At 40.8% G+C, this 25217-nt stretch carries 24 protein-coding genes and 2 pseudogenes; 25 read left to right on the forward strand and 1 reads right to left on the reverse strand.

Features of this window, described 5'->3' with window-relative positions; all coding sequences use genetic code 11:
- Window positions 1-129 precede the first annotated feature (129 nt).
- The gene (locus ACYSNU_RS02640; RefSeq protein ID WP_461735662.1) at window positions 130-1188 is read right to left on the reverse strand and encodes a zinc-binding dehydrogenase; all 1059 of its coding nucleotides are present in this window, start codon (window positions 1186-1188) and stop codon (window positions 130-132) included.
- Between the two features lie 351 nt (window positions 1189-1539).
- On the opposite strand from ACYSNU_RS02640, the gene ACYSNU_RS02645 reads away from it, so the two are divergent.
- From ACYSNU_RS02645 to liaX, 25 genes and pseudogenes are all read left to right on the forward strand, one after another.
- Window positions 1540-1977 carry a MerR family transcriptional regulator gene (locus ACYSNU_RS02645; protein WP_461735663.1) on the forward strand — a complete coding sequence of 146 codons (438 nt, stop codon included), beginning with the start codon at window positions 1540-1542 and terminating at the stop codon, window positions 1975-1977.
- A gap of 17 nt (window positions 1978-1994) precedes the next feature.
- On the forward strand, window positions 1995-2846 hold the full coding sequence (locus tag ACYSNU_RS02650) for an aldo/keto reductase (RefSeq protein ID WP_461735664.1): 852 nt from the start codon (window positions 1995-1997) through the stop codon (window positions 2844-2846).
- A 124-nt stretch (window positions 2847-2970) separates the two neighbouring features.
- Window positions 2971-3957 carry an aldo/keto reductase gene (locus ACYSNU_RS02655; protein ID WP_461735665.1) on the forward strand — a complete coding sequence of 329 codons (987 nt, stop codon included), beginning with the start codon at window positions 2971-2973 and terminating at the stop codon, window positions 3955-3957.
- A gap of 327 nt (window positions 3958-4284) precedes the next feature.
- Window positions 4285-4926, forward strand: coding sequence for a flavodoxin (locus tag ACYSNU_RS02660; RefSeq protein WP_461735666.1), 642 nt, complete (start codon window positions 4285-4287; stop codon window positions 4924-4926).
- A gap of 31 nt (window positions 4927-4957) precedes the next feature.
- Window positions 4958-5548 (forward strand): cyclophilin-like fold protein, encoded by a 591-nt coding sequence (locus tag ACYSNU_RS02665; protein ID WP_461735667.1) that lies wholly within the window; start codon window positions 4958-4960, stop codon window positions 5546-5548.
- 200 nt (window positions 5549-5748) lie between these two features.
- Complete coding sequence (locus tag ACYSNU_RS02670; protein WP_461735668.1) at window positions 5749-6630, forward strand: LysR family transcriptional regulator; 882 nt, start codon at window positions 5749-5751, stop codon at window positions 6628-6630.
- 131 nt (window positions 6631-6761) lie between these two features.
- Window positions 6762-7112 carry a MerR family transcriptional regulator gene (locus tag ACYSNU_RS02675; protein WP_461735669.1) on the forward strand — a complete coding sequence of 117 codons (351 nt, stop codon included), beginning with the start codon at window positions 6762-6764 and terminating at the stop codon, window positions 7110-7112.
- 20 nt (window positions 7113-7132) lie between these two features.
- Window positions 7133-7681, forward strand: coding sequence for an NAD(P)H-dependent oxidoreductase (locus ACYSNU_RS02680; protein WP_461735670.1), 549 nt, complete (start codon window positions 7133-7135; stop codon window positions 7679-7681).
- A 14-nt stretch (window positions 7682-7695) separates the two neighbouring features.
- The gene (gene dmpI / locus ACYSNU_RS02685; RefSeq protein ID WP_461735671.1) at window positions 7696-7881 is read left to right on the forward strand and encodes a 4-oxalocrotonate tautomerase DmpI; all 186 of its coding nucleotides are present in this window, start codon (window positions 7696-7698) and stop codon (window positions 7879-7881) included.
- 33 nt (window positions 7882-7914) lie between these two features.
- A complete protein-coding gene (locus ACYSNU_RS02690) occupies window positions 7915-8877 on the forward strand; it encodes an aldo/keto reductase (protein ID WP_461735672.1) in 963 nt (320 codons plus the stop codon).
- Between the two features lie 24 nt (window positions 8878-8901).
- Window positions 8902-9291 (forward strand): MerR family transcriptional regulator, encoded by a 390-nt coding sequence (locus tag ACYSNU_RS02695; protein ID WP_461735673.1) that lies wholly within the window; start codon window positions 8902-8904, stop codon window positions 9289-9291.
- A gap of 74 nt (window positions 9292-9365) precedes the next feature.
- Window positions 9366-10106 (forward strand): SDR family oxidoreductase, encoded by a 741-nt coding sequence (locus tag ACYSNU_RS02700; RefSeq protein WP_461735674.1) that lies wholly within the window; start codon window positions 9366-9368, stop codon window positions 10104-10106.
- A 480-nt stretch (window positions 10107-10586) separates the two neighbouring features.
- Window positions 10587-12975, forward strand: a pseudogene (gene secA, locus ACYSNU_RS02705) (preprotein translocase subunit SecA); the annotation flags it as partial.
- 77 nt (window positions 12976-13052) lie between these two features.
- Window positions 13053-13136, forward strand: a pseudogene (locus ACYSNU_RS02710) (SEC-C metal-binding domain-containing protein); the annotation flags it as partial.
- 217 nt (window positions 13137-13353) lie between these two features.
- A protein-coding gene (gene prfB, locus ACYSNU_RS02715) for a peptide chain release factor 2 (protein ID WP_461735675.1) occupies window positions 13354-14461 on the forward strand; the annotation gives its coding sequence in 2 pieces (ribosomal slippage) (window positions 13354-13425 and window positions 13427-14461; 1107 coding nt in all).
- Between the two features lie 108 nt (window positions 14462-14569).
- Entirely contained in the window at window positions 14570-15256 is a 687-nt protein-coding gene (gene ftsE, locus ACYSNU_RS02720) for a cell division ATP-binding protein FtsE (protein WP_461735676.1), read from the forward strand.
- The gene (ftsX, locus tag ACYSNU_RS02725) at window positions 15249-16133 is read left to right on the forward strand and encodes a permease-like cell division protein FtsX (protein WP_461735677.1); all 885 of its coding nucleotides are present in this window, start codon (window positions 15249-15251) and stop codon (window positions 16131-16133) included. Before ftsE ends, ftsX begins: the two co-directional genes overlap by 8 nt.
- 281 nt (window positions 16134-16414) lie before the next feature.
- Window positions 16415-17872 carry a cardiolipin synthase gene (cls, locus tag ACYSNU_RS02730; RefSeq protein ID WP_461735678.1) on the forward strand — a complete coding sequence of 486 codons (1458 nt, stop codon included), beginning with the start codon at window positions 16415-16417 and terminating at the stop codon, window positions 17870-17872.
- Between the two features lie 171 nt (window positions 17873-18043).
- Window positions 18044-18913: a phosphate ABC transporter substrate-binding protein PstS family protein gene (locus tag ACYSNU_RS02735; protein ID WP_461735679.1), complete on the forward strand. Its 870-nt coding sequence runs from the start codon at window positions 18044-18046 to the stop codon at window positions 18911-18913.
- A 112-nt stretch (window positions 18914-19025) separates the two neighbouring features.
- Window positions 19026-19946 (forward strand): phosphate ABC transporter permease subunit PstC, encoded by a 921-nt coding sequence (pstC, locus tag ACYSNU_RS02740; RefSeq protein ID WP_461735680.1) that lies wholly within the window; start codon window positions 19026-19028, stop codon window positions 19944-19946.
- A complete protein-coding gene (gene pstA, locus ACYSNU_RS02745) occupies window positions 19946-20830 on the forward strand; it encodes a phosphate ABC transporter permease PstA (RefSeq protein WP_265455217.1) in 885 nt (294 codons plus the stop codon). The genes pstC and pstA overlap by 1 nt, the downstream gene beginning before the upstream one ends.
- Window positions 20831-20873: 43 nt before the next feature.
- Entirely contained in the window at window positions 20874-21680 is an 807-nt protein-coding gene (gene pstB / locus ACYSNU_RS02750) for a phosphate ABC transporter ATP-binding protein PstB (RefSeq protein ID WP_461735759.1), read from the forward strand.
- Between the two features lie 46 nt (window positions 21681-21726).
- Window positions 21727-22485, forward strand: a complete 759-nt coding sequence (gene pstB, locus ACYSNU_RS02755; RefSeq protein ID WP_265455216.1) for a phosphate ABC transporter ATP-binding protein PstB — start codon at window positions 21727-21729, stop codon at window positions 22483-22485.
- 144 nt (window positions 22486-22629) lie between these two features.
- Window positions 22630-23307 (forward strand): phosphate signaling complex protein PhoU, encoded by a 678-nt coding sequence (gene phoU / locus ACYSNU_RS02760; RefSeq protein WP_461735760.1) that lies wholly within the window; start codon window positions 22630-22632, stop codon window positions 23305-23307.
- A 278-nt stretch (window positions 23308-23585) separates the two neighbouring features.
- Window positions 23586-25184: a daptomycin-sensing surface protein LiaX gene (gene liaX / locus ACYSNU_RS02765; protein WP_461735681.1), complete on the forward strand. Its 1599-nt coding sequence runs from the start codon at window positions 23586-23588 to the stop codon at window positions 25182-25184.
- The last annotated feature ends 33 nt before the right edge of the window (window positions 25185-25217 follow it).

The following is a 25217-nucleotide window of genomic DNA, read 5'->3' on the forward strand; positions in this document are numbered from 1 at the left end:
AAAAAGCTAACGCTCGTTCTCTTTTACGGTTTATTTTTCGTTGTGGCATCTTGATAGTTTTAAAACAATTTTCCAGCTAGAACATTGTTGAAATCAAAATTCAAGCTAATGTTTTCTACCTAGAGTTTTTTAGTCAGTAAAACTGCTATCAACAACGACCATTGATTTGATTGTTTTGCGTTCTTGCATATCTTCATAGGCTTGGTTAATATCATCCAACGCATAAGTTTGGGTGAAGACCCGACCTGGATTAATATCGCCTTCAAGAACTGCCTTTAATAAAACTTCTTTGTCATAGGTCGTAACAGAAGCTGAGCCGCCGGCAATCGAAATATTTTGGGCAAAGGTTGAGCCAATTGGCCGATTATTATAATGCGGTACGCCGACATAACCGATGCGACCACCATTATGCAAGACACCTAAAGCTTGTTCAATTGCAGCTTCAGTTCCAACACATTCTAACGCAGCATCAGCGCCGCCGCCAAGAATTTCCCGGACTTTGGCAATGCCTTCTTCACCACGTTCGGCGACAACAGCAGTCGCTCCAGATTGTAGGGCCATTTCTTGACGATCTTTGTGACGACTCATCAAAATAATTTGTGAAGCGCCATGCATTTTGGCAGCAATCACGGCACATTGGCCGACAGCACCGTCACCAATGACAACGACTTTATCGCCTCGTTCAACATGGGCGCAGCGGGCAGCATGGTAACCAGTTGGCATAACGTCAGCCAAAGTTAACAATGATTGTATCATGCCTTCCGTATAATCTGATGGTTGGCCGGGAACTTTTACTAAAGCCCAGTTTCCATAATGGAAGTTAACATATTCAGATTGGAAACCGTTGGACCAGTTTGTTGCCCCTTTATGACGGTCACAAGTGCCATCAAAACCGGCACGACAAGCGTCACATTCGCCACAGCCATGGGTAAATGGCACAATGACAAAATCTCCTGGTTTAACAGTGGTAATATCTGAACCAATTTCTTCGACAATCCCCAATGCTTCATGGCCATCATTTACGGAGTGGGCTTCTTTATTATCGCCGTGGGCATAAGACCACAAGTCAGAGCCACAGACACAGGCACGAACAATTTTGATGATCACATCATCAGTTGCTTGCAAACTTGGTTTTTCTACTTCTTCAACACTCACTAATCCAGCTTTTTCAAAAATTGCTGATTTCATCTAATTCCTTCTTTCTTGTTCCGGTTAAATATAGTTTACCTGTTGGAGTGGACTCTAAGTCAAGAGGGAAATTGAAAAATTTGAAAATTTCCCCTTGCTATGAAGTACACTCCATACTTTATAGTCTGTTTTGTATCGTAAGGAGGCGGTTCAAACGGATTAAAAATCAGGATAGCACATTTTTAAAGAGAAATGATTTTATCAAAACATGGACTAAAAAATCGGCAATTCCCTTTCATCGTTGTGAAGCTAATTTTTGGCAGATTTTAAGGATAAAAAATTTATTTCTCTTGCCTTGGAGTTCACTTCATAGTTTATACTAAATTTATTAAATAGAAATCAGGTGAAGCTATGAACATTAAAGAAGTCGCTAAAATGTTTGACTTAACTTCTGACACTATCCGCTATTATGAGAAGGCTGGTGTTATCCCACCAGTGACCAGAGATGACAAAGGCTACCGTGTGTTTAGCAAACGAGATTTAAATTGGGTCTTTCTGGCAAAAAGTTTGCGCAACGCCGGTGTCTCGATTGAATCAGTTATTGAGTTTGCCAAATTGTCTCAAGAAACGGGGGATAAACGGCGGACGCAAAAAGATGTGCTACGGGCGCAATTAGACGAATTAGATGAAAAATTACTCGAAATGCAAAAAACCAGAGATTTATTGGAGTATAAAATTGATACCTATGATGAGCATTTAGCCAAGTTTGAAGCGGGCTTAATGACGGAAGATCAAATCGAAGAACTATGGACCATGAAGCATTTTAAAAAACAAACGATTAAAAATTAAGAAAGCAGGAATTGAACATGCAAACAGTAAAATTAAACAATGGAGTCGAAGTCCCAATTTTAGGTTTTGGCACTTTCCAAATCACCGATCCAAAAGAAGCAGAACAAGCCGTGATTGACGCAATCAAAGCCGGTTACCGCCATATTGATACAGCTCAATCATACATGAATGAAGAAGCGGTTGGTAAAGGCATTGCGAATTCAGGAGTTGCCAGAGAAGAAATTTTCTTAACGACAAAAATTTGGGTAGAAAATGTTTCTTATGATGGCGTGATGGCTTCCTTCCAACGTTCATTAGACCGTTTAGGCGTGGAGTATGTAGATTTATTATTATTACACCAACCATATAACGATGTGTACGGTGCTTGGCGGGCAATGGAAGAATTACAAGCGGATGGTAAAATCAAGGCTATTGGGATTTCTAACTTCGCTGTAGACCGTGCCGTTGACTTAGCGGAATTCAACAAAGTAACCCCACAAGTCGATCAAATTGAAATTAATCCTTTCCAACAACAAGCCGAAAATATTGCCGCTTTAAAAGAAGAAGGCATCATGGTAGAAGCATGGGCACCTTTTGCAGAAGGTAAAAATGGCATCTTCCAAAACGAAATCTTAACCACAATTGGCAATAAATGTGGCAAATCAGTAGCGCAAGTCATCGTTCGTTGGTTAGTGGAACAAGATATTATCGTCTTAACAAAATCTGTTAATCCAGACCGCATGGCGCAAAACTTGGATGTTTTTGATTTTTCATTAACCGATGCAGACAAAGCACAAATTGCGACATTGAATGCTGGCGCAAGCCAATTCTTCTCTCACTCTGACCCAGCTATGATTAAATGGATGGCTGGCCGGAGAATGGATGTTTAAAGTTGATACGTTGTACAAATAAAGATTATCAATAAAAAATGACCAAAAATGTTTTTTCTATTTGACTTGGAGTACACTCCAGCAGCTATGATAAGGATAACTTTTAAAATTGGAGGGCAATAAGATGGACTACATGAAATTTGGCAATACAGGTTTGGATGTCTCACGGTTATGTTTAGGTGCGATGGGCTTTGGCGATCCCAACAGCGGCTTTCACGAGTGGGTTCTAGAGAAAGCGGATAGTCGTGAGGTGGTAAAAAAAGCGTTAGAATTAGGGATTAATTTTTTTGACACAGCGAATATTTATTCCTATGGTGCTAGTGAGCAAATTTTAGGAAAAGCTCTAAACGATTTTGCCAATCGGGATGAAATTGTCGTTGCATCTAAACTTTATATGGGCATGAAAAAAGAAAAAGTTCCCAACAACGGCGGACTGTCCCGCAAAGAAATCATGCACCAAATTGATAAAAGCTTAGAACGTTTGAATATGGATTATCTCGATTTATATATTATTCACCGCTGGGATTATAAGACTCCGATTGAAGAAACGATGGAGGCTTTGCATGATTTGGTGAAAGCCGGTAAGGTCCGTTATTTGGGAGCTTCGGCAATGTATGCTTGGCAATTTGCCAAAGCGCAACAGGTGGCTAAAGAAAATCATTGGACACCTTTTGTTTCCATGCAAAATCATCTCAATCTTTTGTACCGTGAAGAAGAACGGGAGATGATGCCGTTATGTGCAGATCAAAAAATTGCGGTAACACCGTATAGTCCATTGGCATCAGGTCGTTTAACCCGTGACTGGAATGCAGAAACGAAACGGTTTTTAACTGATAAAACAGCACAGGGGAAATATGACAAGACCAAAGAACAAGATCAAATCATTGTGCAAAGAGTGGCAGAATTGGCTGATAAATACCAAGTGAAACGAGCAGAAATTGCTTTGGCTTGGTTGCTGCAAAAAGACCAAGTCGTAGCGCCAATCATCGGCGCCACTAAGGAAAGTCATTTATTAGACGCACTGCCTGCTTTGGACTTAAAATTAAGCGGAGAAGATGTCGCTTATTTAGAGGCACCTTATGTACCGCATGCAGTTGTCGGGGCGATTTAATAAATAGTCCGACTTTAAATGATTACAGCTCAAAAATTACCACAATCTATTTTGTCTAAAGAAAAGTAAGCAACTTGAAATTCCAATTAGGAAGTTTAAGTTGCTTTTTTGTATGAGAGTTTTAAAAAAAAAAAGAACTTGAACGAGCTGTTAGTGCCGCATTATTTTAAACACAAAAAGATTTTTATTCTCGAAAGGGGAATAATACAAAATTGTGCTAATTAGACCTGAGTTAAACAATGAAAAAAATTTATTTTCCGCTTTCTCCTTGACTTCCAGTCGGCTTTAACTGATAAGGTTTGTAAAAAAAGGAGGCGCAAAACGCATATGAAAAAGATGGTAGGTATTTTTAGTCTTAGTATATTGTTTTTAGTGACGGGGTGCAGCAGCGATACTCAAAACAACTCAGCCGGTACAAGCTCTAGTTCGCAAACAAGTAATTCTATTGAAAGCACGCAGGGGGTTTCTGATAGTTCTCAAGGGGAAAATGAAACGGAAACAGGTCACATCGCCATCATTTATTACTCTTTAACGGGAACCACAGAAACGGTGGCCCAAGAAATTCAAACTCAAACAAATGGTGATTTATTTGCCTTGCAAACAGTTGAGGCCTATCCGGAAAATTATTCTGCGGTTGCTGATTTGGTACAGCAACAACAGGCTGACGAAGAATTTCCGGAACTGCAACCGTTAGAGGTGGATTTATCAGCTTATGAGACAATTTTTATCGGCTCGCCAATCTGGTTTGGTTCAAGTTCCTTGCCTCTTCAGCAATGGCTTATGCAAAACGATTTAAGTGGAAAAACTGTCTGTCCATTTTTTACTAGCGGCAGCAGTGGGATTGCGAGTGCCATGACAGAAATTGAAAATCTGATTAGCCCACAAACCTTGATGCCCGGACTTGGCATCACCGATGAGACAGTCGCTGAAACACCGCAATTGGTTGCCTCATGGTTAGCAGAAAATTGATTGAATGATTGTCTAAAGGGAGGTAGAGGCAATGAAGAAAATTTTATTTGCAGCCATTTTAGTAATCCTTGCGATTGGCTTAATCTTTATTTTGCAATCAACTAGCAATAATAATGCTGCAACATCTTTAGTAGATTCTTCCAGTGCCAGTAATTCTGCAACATCTTTAACAGAATCTTCTATTGAAAGTAACTCTTCAGGTGATGGTACAGAAGAAACGTTGCCACCGGAAACAAGCAATTCGCTAGTAAACTCTCAGGAGGCGGAAGAAATGAAAATAGTTTTGACAGTGGCTGGAGAAAGCCAGACGGCCACTTTAAATAATTCTGCTGCAGCTCGGGATTTTTATGCGTTGCTGCCTTTGGATTTAACGATGGAGGATTATGCCCAGTCAGAAAAGATTGCTGATTTGCCACAGACGCTTGACACGAGTGATTCACCCGCCGGGACAGCAGCGGAAGTTGGCGATTTAACCATGTTTGAGCCTTGGGGGAATTTAGCAATTTTTTATCGCAGTATCGGCTACTCGAATGGTTTAATTTTACTCGGGAGGTTGGATGGCGAGATTGATTTTTTAACCAATCAAACCGGCGTTTTTAGCTTGTCGATTCGCCAAGCATAAGCAAATTGAAAATATTGCGCATATCTCTTTGCATATGCGCTTTTTTGATTGCTGATAATTTAACTGTGGACAACATTTTCAAACTCAAGTTTACCGAGTTTTCCCAGCAAATTTTTTTAGCTTGCGGGAATAAATTTGTGAATGCTATCGAAAAACTGCTAAAATAAACTAAAACTCCTGAACTGAAGGTGAAGTAATCAATGGAATTAAGAGTCCTACGCTATTTTTTAATGGTCGCGCGAGAAGAAAATATTACCAAGGCTGCTCAGGCGTTGCATGTTACTCAGCCAACCCTCTCCCGCCAGTTGGCTCAGCTAGAGGAAGAATTGGAAGTAAAATTATTCCACCGCAAAAGTCATCATATCGAATTAACGGAGGAGGGCATTTTATTAAGAAGACGAGCCCAAGAGATGATGCAGCTGTCAGAAATCATCAAGGATGAACTTTCCGGGATTGGTGAAGAGCTCTCCGGTAAAGTGGCGATAGGTGCTGGCGAGTTAAAAAGTATGGATCAGCTGGCTGAAATTATTGCCGCCTTTCACGAAGACTATCCTCTGGTGGAATTTGAATTGTTCAGTGGCAATTCAGAGGGCATAAAATTTCGGATGGATCAAGGTCTTTTGGATTTGGGCTTATTAATTGAGCCGGTGGAAATTGAAAAATATGATTTTGTGCGGATGTCTGCCTTAGAAAGATGGGGTGTTTTAATTCCAACGAGTCACCCGTTGGCACAAAAAGAAACAATCTTAGCCAGTGATTTGGCCAATCAGTCATTGATTATTTCTAAGAGTGCTTCAATCCGCAGTGAACTGAAAAGCTGGTTTGGCGAGTACGGTCAAGAGTTGGAAATTGTCAGCACCTATAATTTGCTGTACAACAGTGCGATGCTGATGCGAAAAAAAATCGGTCTGGGTTTGTCGCTGGAATTACATTCCAGTTATGATGGCTTGACCTTTGTACCCTTAGAACCGGAACTGAATTTAACTTCCGTTTTAGTGTGGAAAGCCAATCAAGTTAATTCACCCACCGTCAGCAAATTTATTACCTTTGCACAGAAATACATAAAAGGCATTTCATCTTAAATAGAATAAGCATTAGACATTACAGTCTTTTGGTTTCATACTGAGATTAACAAATGAAGAAGCAGTTGAGCGTTTAAACTGTGTTACTCAATTTGTTTGTCTCAGTTTTTTGTTTTAAAGGAGGTCAGAAAATGAATCAGACAGAGGTCAGTCAACGCTATCAAATTCCCGTTGAAATTCTCAGAGAATATGAGTCATGGGGGCTGTGCGATGTGGTCAAAATCGTGATGGGGGAATGGCAATATGACGATCAAGACGTGGAGCGCTTGAGTACGATTATGGCGTTGCACGATTTAGATTTCAGCCACGATGAAATTGAAACCTATATGCGTTTACTGCTTGAGGACCCCCACGGTGCAGAAAAACGAATGCGCCTGTTAAATAGCAAACGGCAAAAAAAATTGGCGGAGATTCATCTGCAGGAAAAAAAACTCGAACGAATCGATTATCTACGTCACGTAATTAAGAAAACCCAAATTTAAAAAGCAAAGAGGTTACCTATATGAAAACTTTAGTCGAATTATTTCACCCTAATCTACAAGCATCAACTGTTAATCGCCGTTTGGCTGAAGCAGCGAATGTCAAGGAAAATGTCACCATCAGAAATCTTTATGAACTATATCCGGATTTTAAGATTGACGTCGAGGAAGAAAAACGTCACTTACTAGCAGCTGAGCGGATTGTTTTACAATTTCCGATGTACTGGTACAGCTCACCAGCTTTAGTCAAGCAGTGGGAAGATGCAGTCTTAGAATATGGCTGGGCGTATGGTACTAATGGCGACCAACTAAAAAATAAAGAATTACTGATTGCGGTGACACCAGGGGCTCCAGCTGAAAATTATGTTCACGATGGCCCATTTAAATATACTATTCATGATTTATTGCGACCATTTCAAGCGACTAGCAATTTAATTGGCACCCGCTTTGTCAAACCGTTTGTGGTTACCGGCGCTTCAAGTATCCAAGCCGATATTTTGGAACAACAAGCTGCTGCTTATGCTGAATATTTAAGCAAGGAAAAATTAGAACTTTTAGGGGATTACGAATAAGGAGAGTGCAAAATATGCCAGTTATTCAATTTGAAATTGGTCACTTAACCAAAGAACAAAAACAGCAGGTTGTAAAAGAATTTACTGAAACAGCAGTGAAGGTCACTGGAATTCCTGCTGACGCTTTTTATGTTTTTATTAAAGAAAATACCGGCGATAATGTCGGCGTCGGCGGAGTATTGCAAAGCGACCGCCATTAATTTATGAAGGATTAAAAAAAGGAGGATCTACTTATGAACGAGATGCAAAAAACTTTAAATATGCCTAAAATTGCTTTAGGTGCTTGGGCGTGGGGCAGTGGTGCTGCTGGCGGCGACCAAGTCTTTGGTCATCATCTAACCGCAGATGAGCTAAGACCGGTTTTTGAAAAATCTTTGGCGGTTGGGTTAAATTTATGGGATACAGCAACGGTTTACGGCATGGGTTCCTCTGAAGCGATGCTGGGGGAATTTGTGCAGGATATTCCCCGAGAAGCTGTCTTACTCTCCACTAAATTTACACCGCAGATTGCCGAAGATGTTGCCAATCCGGGAGAAAAAATGTTGGCAGGTAGTTTTGAACGCCTTCACACAGATGTGATTGATATTTATTGGATTCATAATCCAGCTGATGTTGCCAAATGGACACCGGCATTAATCCCGTTAGCAAAATCCGGAAAAATCAAATTCATTGGCGTCTCTAATCACAATTTAGCAGAAATCAAATTGGCCAATGAAATTTTAGCCAAAGAAGGGTTAAAAGTTTCGGCGTTGCAAAATCATTTTAGTTTATTGCATCGTTCCTCTGAAGAGGCGGGGATTTTAGCTTATGCCAAAGAGCAGGGGATGACTTTTTTCAGTTACATGGTGCTAGAACAAGGGGCCTTATCTGGAAAATATGATACAGCGCATCCATTTCCTGAAGGCAGTGACCGTGCTGTCGCCTATAACGCGAGTCTCCCCCAGTTAGAAACTTTGCTTCATTCGATGGCAGATATCGGTAAAAAATATAACGCAACAGTTGCCCAAATTGCGACAGCTTGGGCGATTGCTAAAGGAACGGTGCCGATTATCGGCGTGACCAAAGTTGAACAGGTGATGGATGCAGCACTTGCTGCTAACATTCAGCTGACAGCTGAAGAAATGGCAGTTTTAGAAAATTTAGCCCAGACAGCTGGCGTGAAAACAATTCGGGATTGGGAAAAACAAATGGCCTAGTTTTTATTAAAAGGAGCAAACACTATGAATATCTCTCAAGCAGCAAAGCAATTAGATTTAACCTCGACGACCCTACGCTATTATGAAACAATTGGCTTAATTCCGCCAATTGAGCGCACGGCTAGCGGCGTAAGAAATTACAGTGAAGAAAATGTTGATTGGATTTATACTATCAAATGCATGCGGGACGCTGGTCTCTCAATCGACTCTTTGATTCAATACAACGCCCTTTATTTAGAAGGGGCCCAAACCTATGATGAAAGAAAAACTATTTTAATGAAGGAACGACAAAATTTAGTCGATAAGATTGCTGAGTTTCAAACGACTTTGGCTCGGCTGGATTACAAATTAAATAATTTTTACAGTAGTGATGGTGCGACCATTTGCGATACGCAAAATCAGGCTGAGGTATGAGGCATAAATTTTGACTGATAGCGGCAGCTCCGTGGTACTGTAAAAGTAGCTTAAAGTAAAAAGGAGAGAAAGCAATGTCAGCGATTGAAAGTAAAGTTGTGGTTATCATGGGGGTTTCTTCAGGAATTGGTGAAGCTACTGCCAGACGCTTAGCTAAAGAAGGGGCAAAATTAATTTTAGCAGCTCGCCGAGAAGACCGTTTAAAAGAATTGGTAGCGTCTTTACCCGGTGAAGCCTTCTATCAAGTTGCAGATGTCACTAAACAAATGGATGTCGAAAAAGTAATGAAGTTTGCGGTTGAAAAATTTGGCAAAATTGATGTGCTCTATAATAATGCAGGAATCATGCCCCAAGGATTTTTATCTGAGGCGGACTATGCATCATGGCAAAGTATGTTAGATATTAATATTATGGGGGTATTGCATGGAATTGGTTCTGTTCTGCCAATCATGCGAAAACAAGGCAGCGGTCTAATCATTACAACGGATTCAGTAGCCGGTCATGTCGTATATCCTGGTTCTGCTGTTTATAACGGCACGAAATATGCCGTTAGAGCCATTATGGAAGGACTGCGGCAGGAGGAAAAAAATAATGGCATTCGCTCAACGATTGTCTCACCGGGCATGGTTTCCACCGAGCTGATCAGCACCGTCGGCAATGAAAAAATTGCCGCCAGCTTAACTGAAATGGGTAAAAAAGAAGGCGCCAGTCTTTTTGCAGAGGATGTGGCCAATGCTGTTGCCTATGTTATCGAACAGCCTGAACATGTGGCTGTCAGCGAAGTTTTAATTCGCCCCAGCAGACAAATTGTCTAAAAAATCTATCAGTCAGTCAAACTGATAAAAAAGCATTTCTGTTTCTATTTAGAGCAGAAATGCTTTTTCTTATGAAAATTTTTTTGTCTAACTCTTTAAAGAAGCTTTAAAACAGTGGACTTTCTTGAAAAAAGTTTTGACAAGGATTGCAAAAATGCTTAACCTCCTGGAAACTATTTAGTTTCGACTTACAGGGAAACTTTTTCTAGGTCATTTCTAGGTCATAAAGAAATAAAATAGCTTATATTTAATAGTAGAAAAGCGTTCATCCAAGTTTGCAGAGCAGCATTCGCCAAGCCAAGTTTCCTTATTTTATAGGAGGGCTCCAAAAAAAATTAATAAATTCTAATTTTAACAGCGATTCCCTGCTGCAAAGTGAAAAGATATTCACATTGACGGCAAGTAGTGATAAAATAGGTTGGAGATTCTGTTCAGATTGTGCTGAATAGCGTAGATAGATTAAAGGGGAAGAGAAGCTAAATGGCGAATTTTATTCGAAAAATTGTAGAGAATGATAAAAAAGAATTAAAACGATTAGACAAAATTGCCCTTAAAGTGGAAACATTTGCAGATCAAATGGCGGCTTTAAGTGATGAACAATTAAAAGCAAAAACCGATGAATTTAAAGAAAGATTCCAAAAAGGTGAAACCTTAGACCAAATGCTGCCTGAAGCCTTTGCGGTTGTGCGGGAAGCTGCCAAACGTGTCTTAGGCCTGTATCCGTACCATGTGCAATTAATGGGTGGTGTGGTTTTACATGACGGTAATATTCCGGAAATGCGTACTGGTGAAGGGAAAACCTTGACTGCTACGATGCCGGTTTATTTGAATGCCATCGCTGGCCTTGGTGTCCACGTTGTGACTGTCAATGAATATTTAGCAACCCGTGACTCAGAAGAAATGGGCGAGTTGTATAATTTTTTAGGCATGACAGTTGGTTTAAATATTAATTCAAAATCTGCTGAAGAAAAACGGGCCGCTTATGCCTGTGACATTACTTACAGCACCAATAATGAATTAGGTTTTGATTACCTGCGGGACAACATGGTCGTTTACCGCCATCAAATGGTACAACGTCCGTTAAACTATGCGATTGTCGATGAAGTGGATTCGATTTTAGTCGATGAAGCGCGGACGCCGTTAATCATCTCTGGCCAAGCTGAAAAATCAACTGCTTTGTATACCCGGGCAGACAATTTTATCAAACGCTTGAAGGAAGAAGAAGATTATAAAATTGACTTGCAGTCAAAAACAATCAGCTTAACTGAACAAGGAATTGAAAAAGCGGAAGAAAACTTCGGCTTAGATAATTTATATGACCTTGAAAATACGGCTCTGACTCACCACTTAGACCAATCTTTACGGGCAAACTACATCATGCTTTTAGACATTGATTACGTGGTACAAGAGGGTAAAGTCTTAATCGTTGACCAATTTACGGGTCGGATTATGGACGGTCGTCGTTATTCCGACGGCTTGCACCAAGCCATCGAAGCCAAAGAAGGCGTTGAAATTGAAGACGAATCAAAAACGATGGCGACAATTACCTTCCAAAACTATTTTAGAATGTACAAAAAATTAGCCGGGATGACCGGGACTGCCAAAACAGAGGAAGAAGAATTCCGGGAAATTTACAACATGGAAGTCTTCCAAATTCCAACTAATAAACCAATCCAACGGGATGACCGTCAAGATTTATTGTATCCGACGTTAAATTCTAAATTTAACGCAGTCGTTCAAGATATTAAAGAACGTTATCGCAATGGTCAACCGGTCTTAGTCGGAACGGTTGCCGTAGAAACGTCAGAATTACTGTCTGAAAAATTAAACAAAGAAAAAATTCCTCATGAAGTCTTAAATGCCAAAAATCACTTTAAAGAAGCCGAAATTATCAAAAATGCCGGTGAAAAAGGTGCAGTCACCATCGCCACCAATATGGCCGGTCGTGGTACTGATATTAAGCTTGGTTTAGGCGTTGTTGAATTAGGCGGCTTGGCTGTTATCGGGACAGAACGTCACGAGTCTCGTCGGATTGATAATCAGTTGCGGGGCCGTTCAGGTCGTCAGGGTGACCCAGGGGTTTCTCAATTTTATCTATCTTTAGAAGATGATTTGATGAAACGTTTTGGCTCTGAACGGATTAAAACTTTATTGGATCGGATGAAGATTGAAGAATCCGATGCAGTTATCCAAAGCCGGATGTTTACCAAACAAATCGAATCTGCTCAAAAACGCGTGGAAGGTAATAACTACGACACCCGGAAAAACGTTTTGCAATACGATGATGTTATGCGGGAACAACGGGAAGTTATTTACGGTCAACGTCAAGCGGTTATCATGGAGGACACGACTCTAACAGAAACAATTTTCAGTATGATTAAGCGGACGATTGCTCGGGTAGTCGATGCCCATACCCAATTGGACAAGCCTGAAAACTGGAATCTGCAAGGGATTGTTGATTTCACCAGCAACACGCTCTTAAAGGAAGATACTGTTAAAGAAGAGGACTTAAAAGGCAAAACAGCCGCAGAGATTAAAACTTATCTAGAAGATTTATCACGGGCCGTTTTTGATGAAAAATCAAATCTTTTAAATGGTCCAGAACAACTCTTGGAATTCCAAAAAGTGGTCGTTTTGCGGGTGGTCGATTCTAAATGGACGGACCATATCGACGCAATGGACCAATTGCGTCAGTCAATCGGTCTGCGTTCTTACGGTCAGAATAATCCGTTGGTGGAATATCAAACAGAAGGCTACCAAATGTTTGAAGACATGGTGGGTGCGATTGAGTTTGAAGTTACTCGTCTGTACATGAAGGCCGAAATTCGTCAAAACGTGCAACGGGAACAAGTAGCTCAAGGTACGCCTGTTAATGATGCTGGTGCAGCGGAAAGTCAAACGACTCAAAATGGTTTGGCTCGCAAAGTGTTACCAGAGGAATTTAAAAATGTCGGCCGCAATGATCCTTGTCCATGCGGCAGTGGCAAGAAATTTAAAAATTGCCACGGTCGGAATTTATACAAAGCATAGCCGTCAGCAGCTAAACAGTTAAGAAGGATGAGGCTGTGACATTAGTTAGAACAGAGCCGAACTTTACGAACAATAGCTAGTGAAAACCACTAGCTATTGTTAATTTGCGACGAGGATCTACTGGACCGCAAGCGCAAATATGATATAGTTCGAAATTGCATCTGTTAAAAGACTAATGTCACAGGCTCGTCTTTATTTATGAAATGTGAGGGGAATTATGGAAACAGCAGAAATTAGAAATTTATTGAAAAAAATGGAAGAACAGGTCGCAAGCTTTAGGAGGTCTCTTTGACTTAGACGGTCTAGAAGAGGCAATCGCAGAAGCGGAAAGCCGCATGGCAGACCCGAGTTTTTGGGATCATGCAGAGGCGGCGCAAAAAGTAATTAATGAAAACAATGCCAATAAAAATACCTATGATCAATTTCATCAAGTGGCCGATGAGGTAGAAGAGCTAACTGTTATGGCAGAAATGCAGCTGGAGGATTTTGATTCCGAGCTACAAACAGAATTAGAAGAACGTCTAAAACTATTAGAAGAACGACTGGCAGCCTACGAGTTATCTCTTTTATTGGATCAGCCTTATGACAGCAGCAATGCAATTTTAGAATTGCATCCCGGTGCTGGTGGTACCGAGTCACAGGACTGGGGCAGTATGCTTTTACGCATGTATACTCGCTGGGCAGAACAGCACGGCTTTCAAGTGGAAACTTTGGACTATCAAGATGGCGATGAAGCCGGCATTAAAAGTGTCACTCTGTTAATTAAAGGCCACAATGCCTATGGTTACTTGCGTTCTGAAAAAGGCGTGCATCGGCTGGTACGGATTTCGCCATTTGATTCTGCTAGTCGCCGGCATACATCTTTTTGTTCGGTAGATATTATGCCTGAGCTTGATGATTCGATTGATATTCAAGTGAATCCCGATGATTTAAAAATTGACACTTATCGGGCAAGTGGTGCTGGTGGTCAGCATATTAATAAAACAGAGTCAGCCGTGCGGATTACCCATATTCCTACAGGGACTGTCGTTGCCAGCCAAGCGCAACGCTCGCAATTAAAAAACCGTGAGCAGGCGATGGGCATGTTAAAAGCTAAACTCTATCAATTGGAAATTGAAAAGCAAGAACAAGAAGCTGCTGCCTTACGGGGGGAGCAAATGGAAATCGGTTGGGGCTCGCAAATCCGCTCCTACGTTTTTCATCCCTACTCGATGGTGAAAGATCATCGAACGAATTATGAAACCGGCAATGTTCAAGCGGTAATGGACGGCGATCTCGATGGTTTTATTGATGCTTATCTGAAAATGAGTTTGACGGAGGAGTAACTTTTCTGCTAGATTAAATGAAATGAAAATGTAACCTTCTGAAAGCACAGTGAAATAAAATCATGCTATAATGCAACTGATTGAATTAAATTAATTGGAGAGTATCTTATGATTGAAATGCAGGAAGTAATGAAGAAATATTCAAACGGTACGACTGCCATCCGCAATATCTCCGTCAAGATTAATCAAGGAGAATTTGTTTATGTTGTAGGGCCTTCTGGGGCTGGTAAGTCAACGTTTATTAAATTAATGTATCGTGAAGAAAGAGCCACAAAAGGTAAGCTAGTTGTAGCTGGCCATGATTTATTAAGAATTAAAAATCGTGATGTGCCACTTTTACGGCGGGAAATTGGAATTGTCTTCCAAGATTACAAATTGCTACCCCGCAAGACGGTCTATGAAAATGTCGCCTATGCTATGCAGGTTATCGGCCGCAAGCCACGGGACATTAAAAAAAGAGTCATGGAAGTGTTGGACTTAGTCGGACTTAAACATAAGGTTCGGGTCTTTCCAAGTGAATTATCCGGTGGTGAACAGCAACGGGTTTCGATTGCCCGGGCAATCGTTAACACCCCTAAAGTGCTAATTGCCGATGAACCAACCGGAAATCTTGATCCTGAAAATTCATGGGAAATTATGAAACTTTTGGATCGGATTAACGCACAAGGAACAACTGTTGTGATGGCAACCCACAACAGCACTATTGTAAATACAATTCGTCATCGTGTAATTGCCATTGAAAATGGCCGCATTATTCGGGACCAAGCGGAAGGAGAGTATGGCTACGATGATTAGAACTTTTTTCCGTCATGTTTTTGAAAGTTTAAAAAGTTTAAAACGAAACGGTTGGATGACAGTTGCCTCAGTCAGTGCCGTAACGATTACCTTAACTTTAGTCGGTATTTTCCTGGCTGTTATTATCAATGCGACAAAACTGGCCCAAGATATTGAAGACAACGTCAACGTGTCAGTTTTTATTGATATCGGCACAACACAAGAAGATATCGATGCTCTGCAAACAGAATTAGAAGGATTGGATCATGTTGAAACAGTGTCATTTTCTAGTCGTGATGATGAGTTAGCAAGATTACAAGAGGCAATGGGTGAGGCGTGGAGTTTGTTTGAAGGCGACTCAAATCCCTTGTACGATGTCTTTGTCGTCAGCGCTGATGACCCGTCGAACACTGTTGCCATTTCAGAAGAGGCCGGCAATTTAGCCAATGTCTATCGTTCTGATTACGGCGGAACCGATTCAGATCGGATTTTCAGCATTTCGCAAGCTGTCCAAACTTGGGGCTTAGGCGCCGCAGCATTGTTAATCTTTGTGGCGATTTTCTTAATCTCCAATACGATTCGTATTACAATTTTGTCCCGCCAAAGAGAGATTCAAATTATGCGTCTCGTTGGGGCAAAAAATGGTTACATCCGCTGGCCTTTCTTTTTAGAAGGCGCTTGGATTGGTATTCTAGGAGCAATTGTACCAGTCGTAATCATGTTCTTTGGTTATCACTTTGTGTATCAAGCGGTGAACCCGACGCTCCTGCGCTCAAATTATTCATTAGTTCTGCCGGGGACATTCCTATTACAAATTAATTTATTGTTAATGGGAATTGGCGTGATTATCGGTTCCTTAGGTTCCGTATTATCCATGCGGCGTTTCTTAAAAGCTTAAAAATTTTATGGCTGTGACATTAGTTAAAACAGAATTGATTTTACCCAGCAATATCTGGTGAGCATCACCAAATATTGAAAATTTGCGACGAGGACCTACTGAACCGCAATCGCACACGTATTTTCTGTCTTGTGGACCCACTGGACCACAGAGATAAATACAAAACATTTCGGGATTTCATCTGTTCACAAGACTAATGTCACAGTCATTTTTTTGTTCTTCTTTACAATTACTGGCCCATTAGCTATTCTAATGAAAGAGGGAAAAATGGGGAGTGGGTTATGCAGGTTATTCAATATATTACCGAAAATTTTATGACAGTGATTATTATCGCCAATATTTTACTGTCATTAATTATTATTTTTAGGGAGCGCAAGCAGACGGCGCAGACGTGGGCTTGGTTATTAGTGTTGCTGTTCATCCCTGTATTGGGCTTTGTGCTTTATATCTTTTTGGGGCGGGGAATTTCCAAAGACAAAGTGTTTGATTTAAAAATGCAGGAAAAAGTCGGCAAGAATGTCGAGATTGAAGCAGAAAAAGCCGCCATCAGTCGTGGCTTATTTCCTCATCCGAAAACGGGACAGGCCGATCCTCGCCAGCTGATTTATATGCTGACGTTTCATGAAAATTCCCTTTACACGATGGGCAATCAAATTCATTTGTTTACTGATGGCCGTAAAAAATTCGATGCCTTAATCGCTGATATCAATCAAGCGAGGAACCATATTCATTTGCAATATTATATTTATCGTTCAGACGAGTTGGGTCAAGAGGTGCGGGAAGCTTTAATTACCGCGGCTAAAAGAGGCGTTCAAGTGCGAGTGCTATTAGATGCCTGGGGCTCAACGGCTGTCAATGAGAAATTTTTTGCCGGCTTAAAGGCAGCCGGCGGTGAGCTAGCCTTTTTCTTTCCACTGTTTGTGCCGTATATCAATCCCCGCATCAATTATCGCAATCACCGGAAGATTGTCGTCATCGACGGGAAAATCGGCTACACCGGCGGCTTCAATGTCGGCAATGAATATTTAGGTTTAGTCAAAAAATTCGGCTATTGGCGGGACAATCATCTGCGAATATACGGGGATGCTGTTTATAGCTTGCAAAATCGTTTTATTATGGACTGGAATTCCCAGAATACAAAGGAAATTCAATATGAACAGCACCTCTTTCCTGAGATTGAGGCGACTGGCACAAAAGCCGCTCAGATTGTCACCAGTGGACCTGATTCTGAACACGAGCAAATAAAAATGACTTACTTAAAGATGATTTCTTTAGCCAAAGAAGAAATTTTAATTCAAACGCCTTACTATATTCCCGATGAATCAATTCATGAGGCACTTAAATTAGCCCTCTTATCTGGTGTCAGTGTCCGGCTGCAGATTCCCAATAAGCCGGACCATATGCTAGTCTATTGGGCGACTTATTCATTTTCTGCAGAATTATTAGACTATGGAGCGATTGTTGAAACCTACGAGAATGGTTTCATCCATGCGAAAACGATGATTATCGATCGAGGAATTGCTTCTGTCGGCTCCGCAAATATTGACGTGCGGTCCTTCCAACTGGATTTTGAAGTCAATGCAGTGATTTATGATGAAGATTTAGCAGAGGAATTAAGAGGGGCTTTCTTTGCCGATAGCCAGCTCTCTAAAGAGTTGACCAAGGAAATCTACGAACAAAGAAGTCTGCTGATTAAGTTTAAAGAAGGGCTCGCTCGGCTGATTTCACCGCTTTTGTAACAGCTAGTTTGCAATTGTAAATTTTGTGTAAATAAATCCGCCTTTTCTGTGAAGAATTTGCGGATTTTATTTTTTTATTTTTTTACATTCTTAACAAAATGTTTTAAAATAAGCTAGCTTAAAAAAATTTTTCTTTGATGAAAATCGATACTAATATGTAGGAGCAATGTTATGAAAAATTTCCTAAAACGAGTAGCCTTACTAACGACAATCGCTGGTGGTCTTTTTTTGATGAGCGGTTGTGCCTCATGGGCAGACCGTGGTGAATCAATCACGGCAGTTGGATCTTCAGCTTTGCAGCCGTTAGTTGAAACGGTTGCTGAACAATATCAAACCGCCAATGCCGGTCAGTTTATCAATGTTCAAGGAGGCGGTAGCGGGACTGGTTTGAGTCAGGTGCAATCAGGAGCGGTTCAAATCGGCAATTCCGATGTTTTTGCCGAAGAAAAAGACGGCATTGATGCCTCGGCCTTAGTTGACCATCAAGTGGCAGTCGTCGGCATCACGCCTGTGGTGAATCCTGAAGTAGGAGTCACCGATATTTCCCTAGCAGATTTAGCCAAAATTTTTCTTGGGGAAATTACCAACTGGTCAGAAGTTGGTGGCAATGATGTAGAGATAGTTTTATTAAATCGTGCCAGCGGCTCTGGTACCCGCTCGACTTTTGAAAAATGGGTTTTAGATGGACAAACAGCCGCCCAAGCACAGGAACAAGATTCCAGCGGGATGGTGCGCTCAATCGTCGCCGATACTCCTGGGACCATCAGTTATCTGGCTTTTTCCTATGTCACAGATGATATTCAGACTCTAAGCATTGATGGCGTAGCTCCCACCGATGATAATGTCAAAACCAATAGCTGGATTATTTGGTCCTACGAGCATATGTACACGCTAGGAACACCTACTGAATTGACGCAAACCTTTTTGGATTATATCCTTTCTGATGATGTTCAAAATAATATTGTGGGAGAATTAGGGTATATTGCCATCTCACAAATGCAAGTTGCTAGAGATTGGCAAGGGAATATTATTTCCCAATAATCTTTACACAAAATTTACAAAGCATATCGAACTTTTACAATTAATTGATGTGAAGTTGATATTTCCAAGCTAAACTAGATAAGAAGTTTGCAAAGAAAATGGAGGAACTCTCTTGGAAGATGTAAAAAAAGCTTTATTAACCAAATCCAAAAGCGCCCGCAATGAACAACGGGGCAAGGCGATTAGTTTTATCTGTATCGCTTTAATAGTGATTGTGGTCTTAGCCATTTTTTATTTTGTCGCGAGTAAAGGGCTTGCTACCTTTTTTACCGACGGCGTGAATATTTTTGATTTTCTTTTTGGTACTACTTGGAATCCGGGAACCGTTGATGCTAGCGGAAATCCAGAAGTCGGCGCGCTGCCGATGATTGCCGGTTCGTTTTTCGTAACGGTTTTATCTGCTTTGGTAGCAACGCCATTTGCAATTGGCGCGGCAGTCTTTATGGTGGAGGTCTCACCAAAAAATGGAACCAAAATCTTACAGCCGGTTATTGAGCTATTAGTTGGGATTCCTTCTGTTGTTTATGGGTTTATCGGCCTTTCAGTCATTGTTCCGGCCGTCCGTTCAGTGTTCGGCGGCACAGGCTTTGGGATTTTAGCCGGTACCTTTGTCCTATTCATTATGATTTTACCAACCGTCACCACGATGACCGTCGATGCTTTAAAAGCTGTGCCCCGCTATTATCGGGAAGCTTCTTTAGCCTTAGGGGCAACCCGCTGGCAAACAATTTATAAAGTTGTGCTACGGGCTGCGGTGCCGGGAATTTTGACAGCGGTAGTTTTTGGGATGGCGCGGGCGTTTGGTGAAGCCTTAGCTATTCAAATGGTTATCGGGAATGCTGCTTTAATGCCAACCAGCTTGACAACACCAGCAGCAACCTTAACTTCTATTTTAACAATGGGAATCGGAAACACAGTCATGGGCACACTAGAAAATAATGTGCTGTGGTCGTTAGCGTTGATTCTTTTATTAATGTCTCTAGTCTTTAATATTGTGATTCGCCTAATTGGTAAGAAGGGAGCCTTAAAATAATGAACGCAAAACGTTGGGATAAAGTCGCTACAGCCGGCTTATACATCATCTCCGGAATTATTGTTTTAATTTTGGCTGCGCTACTGCTTTACATTTTAGTGCGAGGCATTCCAAATATTTCTTGGTCCTTTTTAACCTCACCGTCAAAATCTTATCAAGCTGGTGGCGGAATTGGAATTCAATTATTTAATTCGATTTATCTCTTATTTGTCACCATGATTATTAGCTTTCCGATTTCAATGGGAGCGGGCATTTATCTTTCAGAATATGCTAAGAAAAATCTCTTAACAGATATCATCCGTACCTCGATTGAAATCTTGAGTTCATTGCCTTCAGTAGTAGTCGGTTTGTTCGGCTTTTTATTATTTGTTATTCAGTTTAATTATGGCTTCTCAATTATTTCTGGAGCGTTAGCATTGACCTTGTTCAATTTACCGCTTCTAACTAGAAATGTTGAAGAATCCTTAAGAGCCGTCCATTATACGCAACGTGAAGCTGGCTTAGCACTCGGACTTTCGCGTTGGGAAACTGTCAGAAAAGTTGTTATTCCAGAGGCTTTGCCAGGAATTTTAACTGGGGTTATCTTAAGCTCTGGTAGAATTTTCGGTGAGGCAGCTGCGCTAATCTATACAGCAGGCCAAAGTGCGCCAGCATTAGACTGGGGCAATTGGAATCCGTTGAGCGTTTCTAGTCCAATCAGTATTTTCCGACAAGCAGAAACTTTGGCAGTTCACATTTGGAAAATTAATTCAGAAGGAACCATGCCGGATGGTGCGGCAGTTTCAGCCGGCGCTTCAGCCGTTTTAATTATCGCTGTGTTGATTTTCAACTTTAGTTCACGGGCGATTGGCAAACGACTTTACAAAAAATTGACTTCAGCTTAAGCCAAGCATTTTTGTAAAGAACGAGGGAGAAAAATACATGTTAATGAATGACTATAATTTTGATGAAACCCATATGGTAACCTTTGACCCCCAAGACCCCTTAGCACTTTATACCAATGATTTACATGTTTGGTACGGGGATAACGAAGCCATCAAGGGCATAGATTTACAATTCAAGGAAAATAATATCACTGCTTTAATTGGCCCCTCCGGCTGTGGCAAGTCAACGTATCTTCGTTCTTTAAATCGGATGAACGATGGCATTGCCAACACCCGAGTGACCGGTGAAATTATGTATAAAGAAGTGGACATCAACGGACCTAAAGTCGATGTCTACGAAATGCGCAAGCGGATTGGCATGGTGTTTCAGCGGCCAAATCCCTTTTCAAAATCAATCTACGATAATATTACCTTTGCTTTAAAACAGCACGGGGAAAAAGATAAAAAGAAACTAGATGAGCTTGTTGAAACCAGTTTAAAGCAAGCCGCTTTATGGGACCAAGTGAAGGACTCTTTAGATAAAAGCGCCTTGGCTTTATCCGGCGGGCAGCAGCAGCGTCTGTGTATCGCTCGGGCGATTGCCATGAAGCCAGATATTTTATTATTAGATGAACCGGCCAGTGCCTTAGATCCAATTTCAACTAGTACAGTAGAAGAAACTTTAGTTAATCTGCGAAATGATTTTTCGATTATCATCGTTACCCATAATATGCAGCAAGCTGCCCGGATTAGCGATTACACAGCTTTCTTTTATCTCGGCAAGGTGATTGAGTACGATGAAACCCGTAAAATTTTCACCCGCCCTAAAATTCAGGCAACAGAAGATTATGTGTCTGGTCACTTTGGGTAAACAGCTAAAAGTTTCAATTGGTTCTGCCAATTAGAAGGAGAATGTTATGGCAAAGGAAATTATTTCTTCAAAAGACCTGCACCTTTACTATGGAAAAAAAGAGGCTTTGAAGGGAATTGACTTGAGTATTAATGAAGGGGAAATTACGGCGATGATTGGCCCCTCCGGTTGCGGTAAGTCAACTTACTTGCGCTCGTTAAATCGGATGAATGATTTAATTCCGGGAGTGACGATTACAGGCAGTGTCGTCTATAAGGATAAAGACATCTACGGACCAACTACTGATACCGTTGAATTGCGCAAAGAAATCGGCATGGTTTTCCAACAGCCCAACCCGTTTCCTTTTTCAGTCTATGAAAATGTTATCTACGGTTTGAAGCTAAAGGGTGAAAAAGACAAGCAAAAACTCGATCAAGTGGTTGAAGAGAGTTTGAAGGCAGCGTCTGTTTGGGATGATGTCAAAGATAAATTGCATAAAAGTGCTCTATCACTCTCCGGTGGTCAACAACAACGGGTCTGTATTGCGCGGGTGTTAGCCGTTAATCCGGATATTATTTTACTGGACGAACCGACTAGTGCGCTAGACCCAGTTTCTACAGGTAAAATTGAGAATATGCTCTTAACTTTAAAAGAAAAGTATACTATGATTATAGTAACCCACAATATGTCCCAAGCTTCACGGATTTCAGATAAGACGGCCTTTTTCTTAGATGGTAATTTAATTGAGTTTGACAACACTAAGAAAATCTTTTTAGATCCGGCCAAAAAAGAAACCGAAGATTATATTTCTGGAAAATTCGGTTAGGGATAAAAAGAAGTGGAGCAAGGGCACAATTATTTTTTACCAGTAGTAAAAAAGTGCAAAATAATTTTGCTGCCACTTTTGCTGAAGCATAAATTTACTTTCAGATAGTGAATATAGAACGAAACTAGGAGGAAACGACGAATGATGTTACGCTCGCAGTTTGACGAGGAGTTGCTAAGTTTACACAATCAGTTTTATGAGATGGGGATGATGGTCAGCAATGCTGTCCATAAATCGGTGCGGGCCTTTACTAAACATGATAAAACTTTGGCCCATGAGGTTATCGATCAAGACGTCCAAATCAATGATATGGAAGTCCGCCTTGAGAAAAAAAGCTTTGAGATGATTGCTCTGCAACAGCCGGTTACCACCGACCTGCGGACAATCATTACCATTATGAAGGCCTCTAGTGATTTAGAACGAATGGGAGATCACGCTGTCTCCATTGCTAAATCAGCTATCTCGGTTAAAGGGGAAACCCGAATTTCAGAAATTGAAGCGGATCTCAGTGATATGTCCGACTTTGTTAAAAAAATGGTGGACAACGTGTTAATTGCCTATATTAAAACCGACCAAAAAGATGCCCGCACCATTGCTAAAATGGATGACCGGGTCAACGAATTTTTCGATTTAGTCTATGGTAAGGCGATTAAAAATATGAAACAAAATCCAGATACAGTGGTCAGCGGCACGAACTACATTCGGGTTGCTCAATATTTGGAACGGATTGCCGATTATGTCACCAATATTTGCGAGTGGATTGTCTACTTAGCTACTGGGAAAATTACTGAATTAAATAGTAACCACGACGAAAGCAACTAAATTAAGCAAATGATCAGCGGCCAGCCATTATTTAGGCGAACTTATAAAAGTTCTCTTAAAATAATTGCTAGCCGCTGATTTTTTTGCTACTTTTATTGATGACAGGCATAAAAAGCACTTATTTTTCAAAGAGGGAGCTAAAATTTAAGAAAAATTGCGACTAAGTTCTCCGACGGAAGCAAAGTTCGGGCTTAAGTCCTATGACAAACTTCTTTTAAGAGGGCATAATAGGTTCATAAGGAAAATCCAGTTCAGCAAATAAAAAGGAGGAATTTTCCATGAAAGAAAGAGAACGTATTTTAGAACTAGTTAAAAAAGGCATCCTTTCAACTGAAGAAGGTTTAGATTTATTAGAAAGTATGGCGACTGCCAAAGATGAAAAACAAATTGAAAAAGCAGCCGATGCCATTAGCCCACAAGAAAAGGCAGCAGAGTTTAAGGTGGAGGAAGACTTCGGTCAGTCTTTAGAAGAAGAACTGGAAGAAATCGACGCCGAAGCAGCCCAAGCTGAAAAAGCTCAAGAAGATCGGGAAAATTTAGAAAAGATTTTAGCGGAGCTAGCCGATGAAGCCAATCAAACTTCGGCAGAGCTGGATGAAGTCAATGTTGAAATTGCTGGCTTGAAAATCGAGTTAAAGGATACCCAAGAAGCTTTGATGGAATTAAACACCAAAGAAGATTTAGATGCTTTAACCGAAGTTGATTTAGCAACGAGAGAAAGCTTAGAAGCGACTATCAAAGGCTTGGAAGTTCAATTGGAAACTTTGGAAATCCAAAAAAATCAATTAAACGAATCTTTGAAAAATATTCGCAAAGACCAATGGAGCACCAACAAGGATAGCTTCAGCGGCAAGGTGAATGAAAAAATCCAAAGCTTGAAAAATGAAATTCCTGATGATTTCAAAGAACAAGCAACGGAAACCTTCACTCAAGTTGGCAAAAATATGTCTGAAGCCGGCAGTCAAATCGGTCGTCTATTCAAAAAGACCTTCAAGGCTGTTTCAGAATCAGTCAATGACAACTTTGAATGGAAAGATTTAAACGTTAAAGTGCCAGGGGTTGCGACAACGAAGTTTGAGCACACCTTTGAATATGAAGCCAATGATGCTACTTTAATTGATGTGAAAGTAGCCAATGGCAATATCGAATTCAAAACTTGGGCTGAAAATTATGTCAAAGTGGAGGGTAAATTCCGTTTATATGGCAAAATGGATGCCGAAACGCCTTTACAAGCGTTGATGGAACGGAGCCAAATTGAAGTCGATGACGATCATATTTCCTTCCAAATCCCGAACAAACGGGTACGGGCGGACTTAACCTTCTACTTGCCAAGCCGGACGTATGACCATGTTCAACTCCGTTTATTAAACGGTAATGTCTTAGTCAGCGACTTGGATGTTAAAGACATTTATTTAAAATCAACCAACGGCAATATCACAACCAATGAATTAAAAGCGACGATGCTGGAAATTGAAGGCGTCAACGGCAATATCACAATCGGTGCCGGCGAAATTCTTGATTTGATTGTCGAAACAGTTAACGGCACCGCATCTATCAATGGTTCAGCGGCTAACATTGGGGTTTCATTAGTCAATGGTGACGTGAAGGTGACTGCTAAACATGACAACTTAAATAAAATTGATGCCAGCGCAGTCAACGGCAATGTTAAAATCGCTTTACCAGAAGCAGTTGGTTTTGAAGGCTTAGCAAAAACTAGTCTTGGCAGCATCAACACTCGCTTAAGCGATTACGATGTGGTACGGGAAAAGAAAGAAAAATTAAATCAATTGTTACAATTTAGAAGAGTTGCTGACCAAGTTGCCAAAATCAACTTGTCTACTACAACCGGTAACATCTTCTTAAAGGATGCTGAGTAATCTCAGTATCCCGCTTGGAAATAAAATAAAAAC

Source organism: Enterococcus sp. LJL120 (genome assembly GCF_054871765.1).

Excerpts from the sequence above, each read along its gene's own strand:
- ACYSNU_RS02735 (WP_461735679.1), top strand. The coding sequence starts at position 18,044 with ATGAAAAATTTCCTAAAACGAGTAGCCTTACTAACGACAATCGCTGGT.
- ftsE (WP_461735676.1), top strand. The coding sequence starts at position 14,570 with ATGATTGAAATGCAGGAAGTAATGAAGAAATATTCAAACGGTACGACT.
- pstB (WP_461735759.1), top strand. The coding sequence starts at position 20,874 with ATGAATGACTATAATTTTGATGAAACCCATATGGTAACCTTTGACCCC.
- dmpI (WP_461735671.1), top strand. The coding sequence starts at position 7,696 with ATGCCAGTTATTCAATTTGAAATTGGTCACTTAACCAAAGAACAAAAA.
- liaX (WP_461735681.1), top strand. The coding sequence starts at position 23,586 with ATGAAAGAAAGAGAACGTATTTTAGAACTAGTTAAAAAAGGCATCCTT.
- ACYSNU_RS02690 (WP_461735672.1), top strand. The coding sequence starts at position 7,915 with ATGAACGAGATGCAAAAAACTTTAAATATGCCTAAAATTGCTTTAGGT.
- ACYSNU_RS02660 (WP_461735666.1), top strand. The coding sequence starts at position 4,285 with ATGAAAAAGATGGTAGGTATTTTTAGTCTTAGTATATTGTTTTTAGTG.
- phoU (WP_461735760.1), top strand. The coding sequence starts at position 22,630 with ATGTTACGCTCGCAGTTTGACGAGGAGTTGCTAAGTTTACACAATCAG.
- ACYSNU_RS02665 (WP_461735667.1), top strand. The coding sequence starts at position 4,958 with ATGAAGAAAATTTTATTTGCAGCCATTTTAGTAATCCTTGCGATTGGC.
- pstB (WP_265455216.1), top strand. The coding sequence starts at position 21,727 with ATGGCAAAGGAAATTATTTCTTCAAAAGACCTGCACCTTTACTATGGA.
- ACYSNU_RS02680 (WP_461735670.1), top strand. The coding sequence starts at position 7,133 with ATGAAAACTTTAGTCGAATTATTTCACCCTAATCTACAAGCATCAACT.
- ACYSNU_RS02640 (WP_461735662.1), bottom strand. The coding sequence starts at position 1,188 with ATGAAATCAGCAATTTTTGAAAAAGCTGGATTAGTGAGTGTTGAAGAA.
- ACYSNU_RS02670 (WP_461735668.1), top strand. The coding sequence starts at position 5,749 with ATGGAATTAAGAGTCCTACGCTATTTTTTAATGGTCGCGCGAGAAGAA.
- ACYSNU_RS02675 (WP_461735669.1), top strand. The coding sequence starts at position 6,762 with ATGAATCAGACAGAGGTCAGTCAACGCTATCAAATTCCCGTTGAAATT.
- cls (WP_461735678.1), top strand. The coding sequence starts at position 16,415 with ATGCAGGTTATTCAATATATTACCGAAAATTTTATGACAGTGATTATT.
- ACYSNU_RS02650 (WP_461735664.1), top strand. The coding sequence starts at position 1,995 with ATGCAAACAGTAAAATTAAACAATGGAGTCGAAGTCCCAATTTTAGGT.
- pstA (WP_265455217.1), top strand. The coding sequence starts at position 19,946 with ATGAACGCAAAACGTTGGGATAAAGTCGCTACAGCCGGCTTATACATC.
- ACYSNU_RS02655 (WP_461735665.1), top strand. The coding sequence starts at position 2,971 with ATGGACTACATGAAATTTGGCAATACAGGTTTGGATGTCTCACGGTTA.
- ftsX (WP_461735677.1), top strand. The coding sequence starts at position 15,249 with ATGATTAGAACTTTTTTCCGTCATGTTTTTGAAAGTTTAAAAAGTTTA.
- ACYSNU_RS02700 (WP_461735674.1), top strand. The coding sequence starts at position 9,366 with ATGTCAGCGATTGAAAGTAAAGTTGTGGTTATCATGGGGGTTTCTTCA.
- ACYSNU_RS02695 (WP_461735673.1), top strand. The coding sequence starts at position 8,902 with ATGAATATCTCTCAAGCAGCAAAGCAATTAGATTTAACCTCGACGACC.
- ACYSNU_RS02645 (WP_461735663.1), top strand. The coding sequence starts at position 1,540 with ATGAACATTAAAGAAGTCGCTAAAATGTTTGACTTAACTTCTGACACT.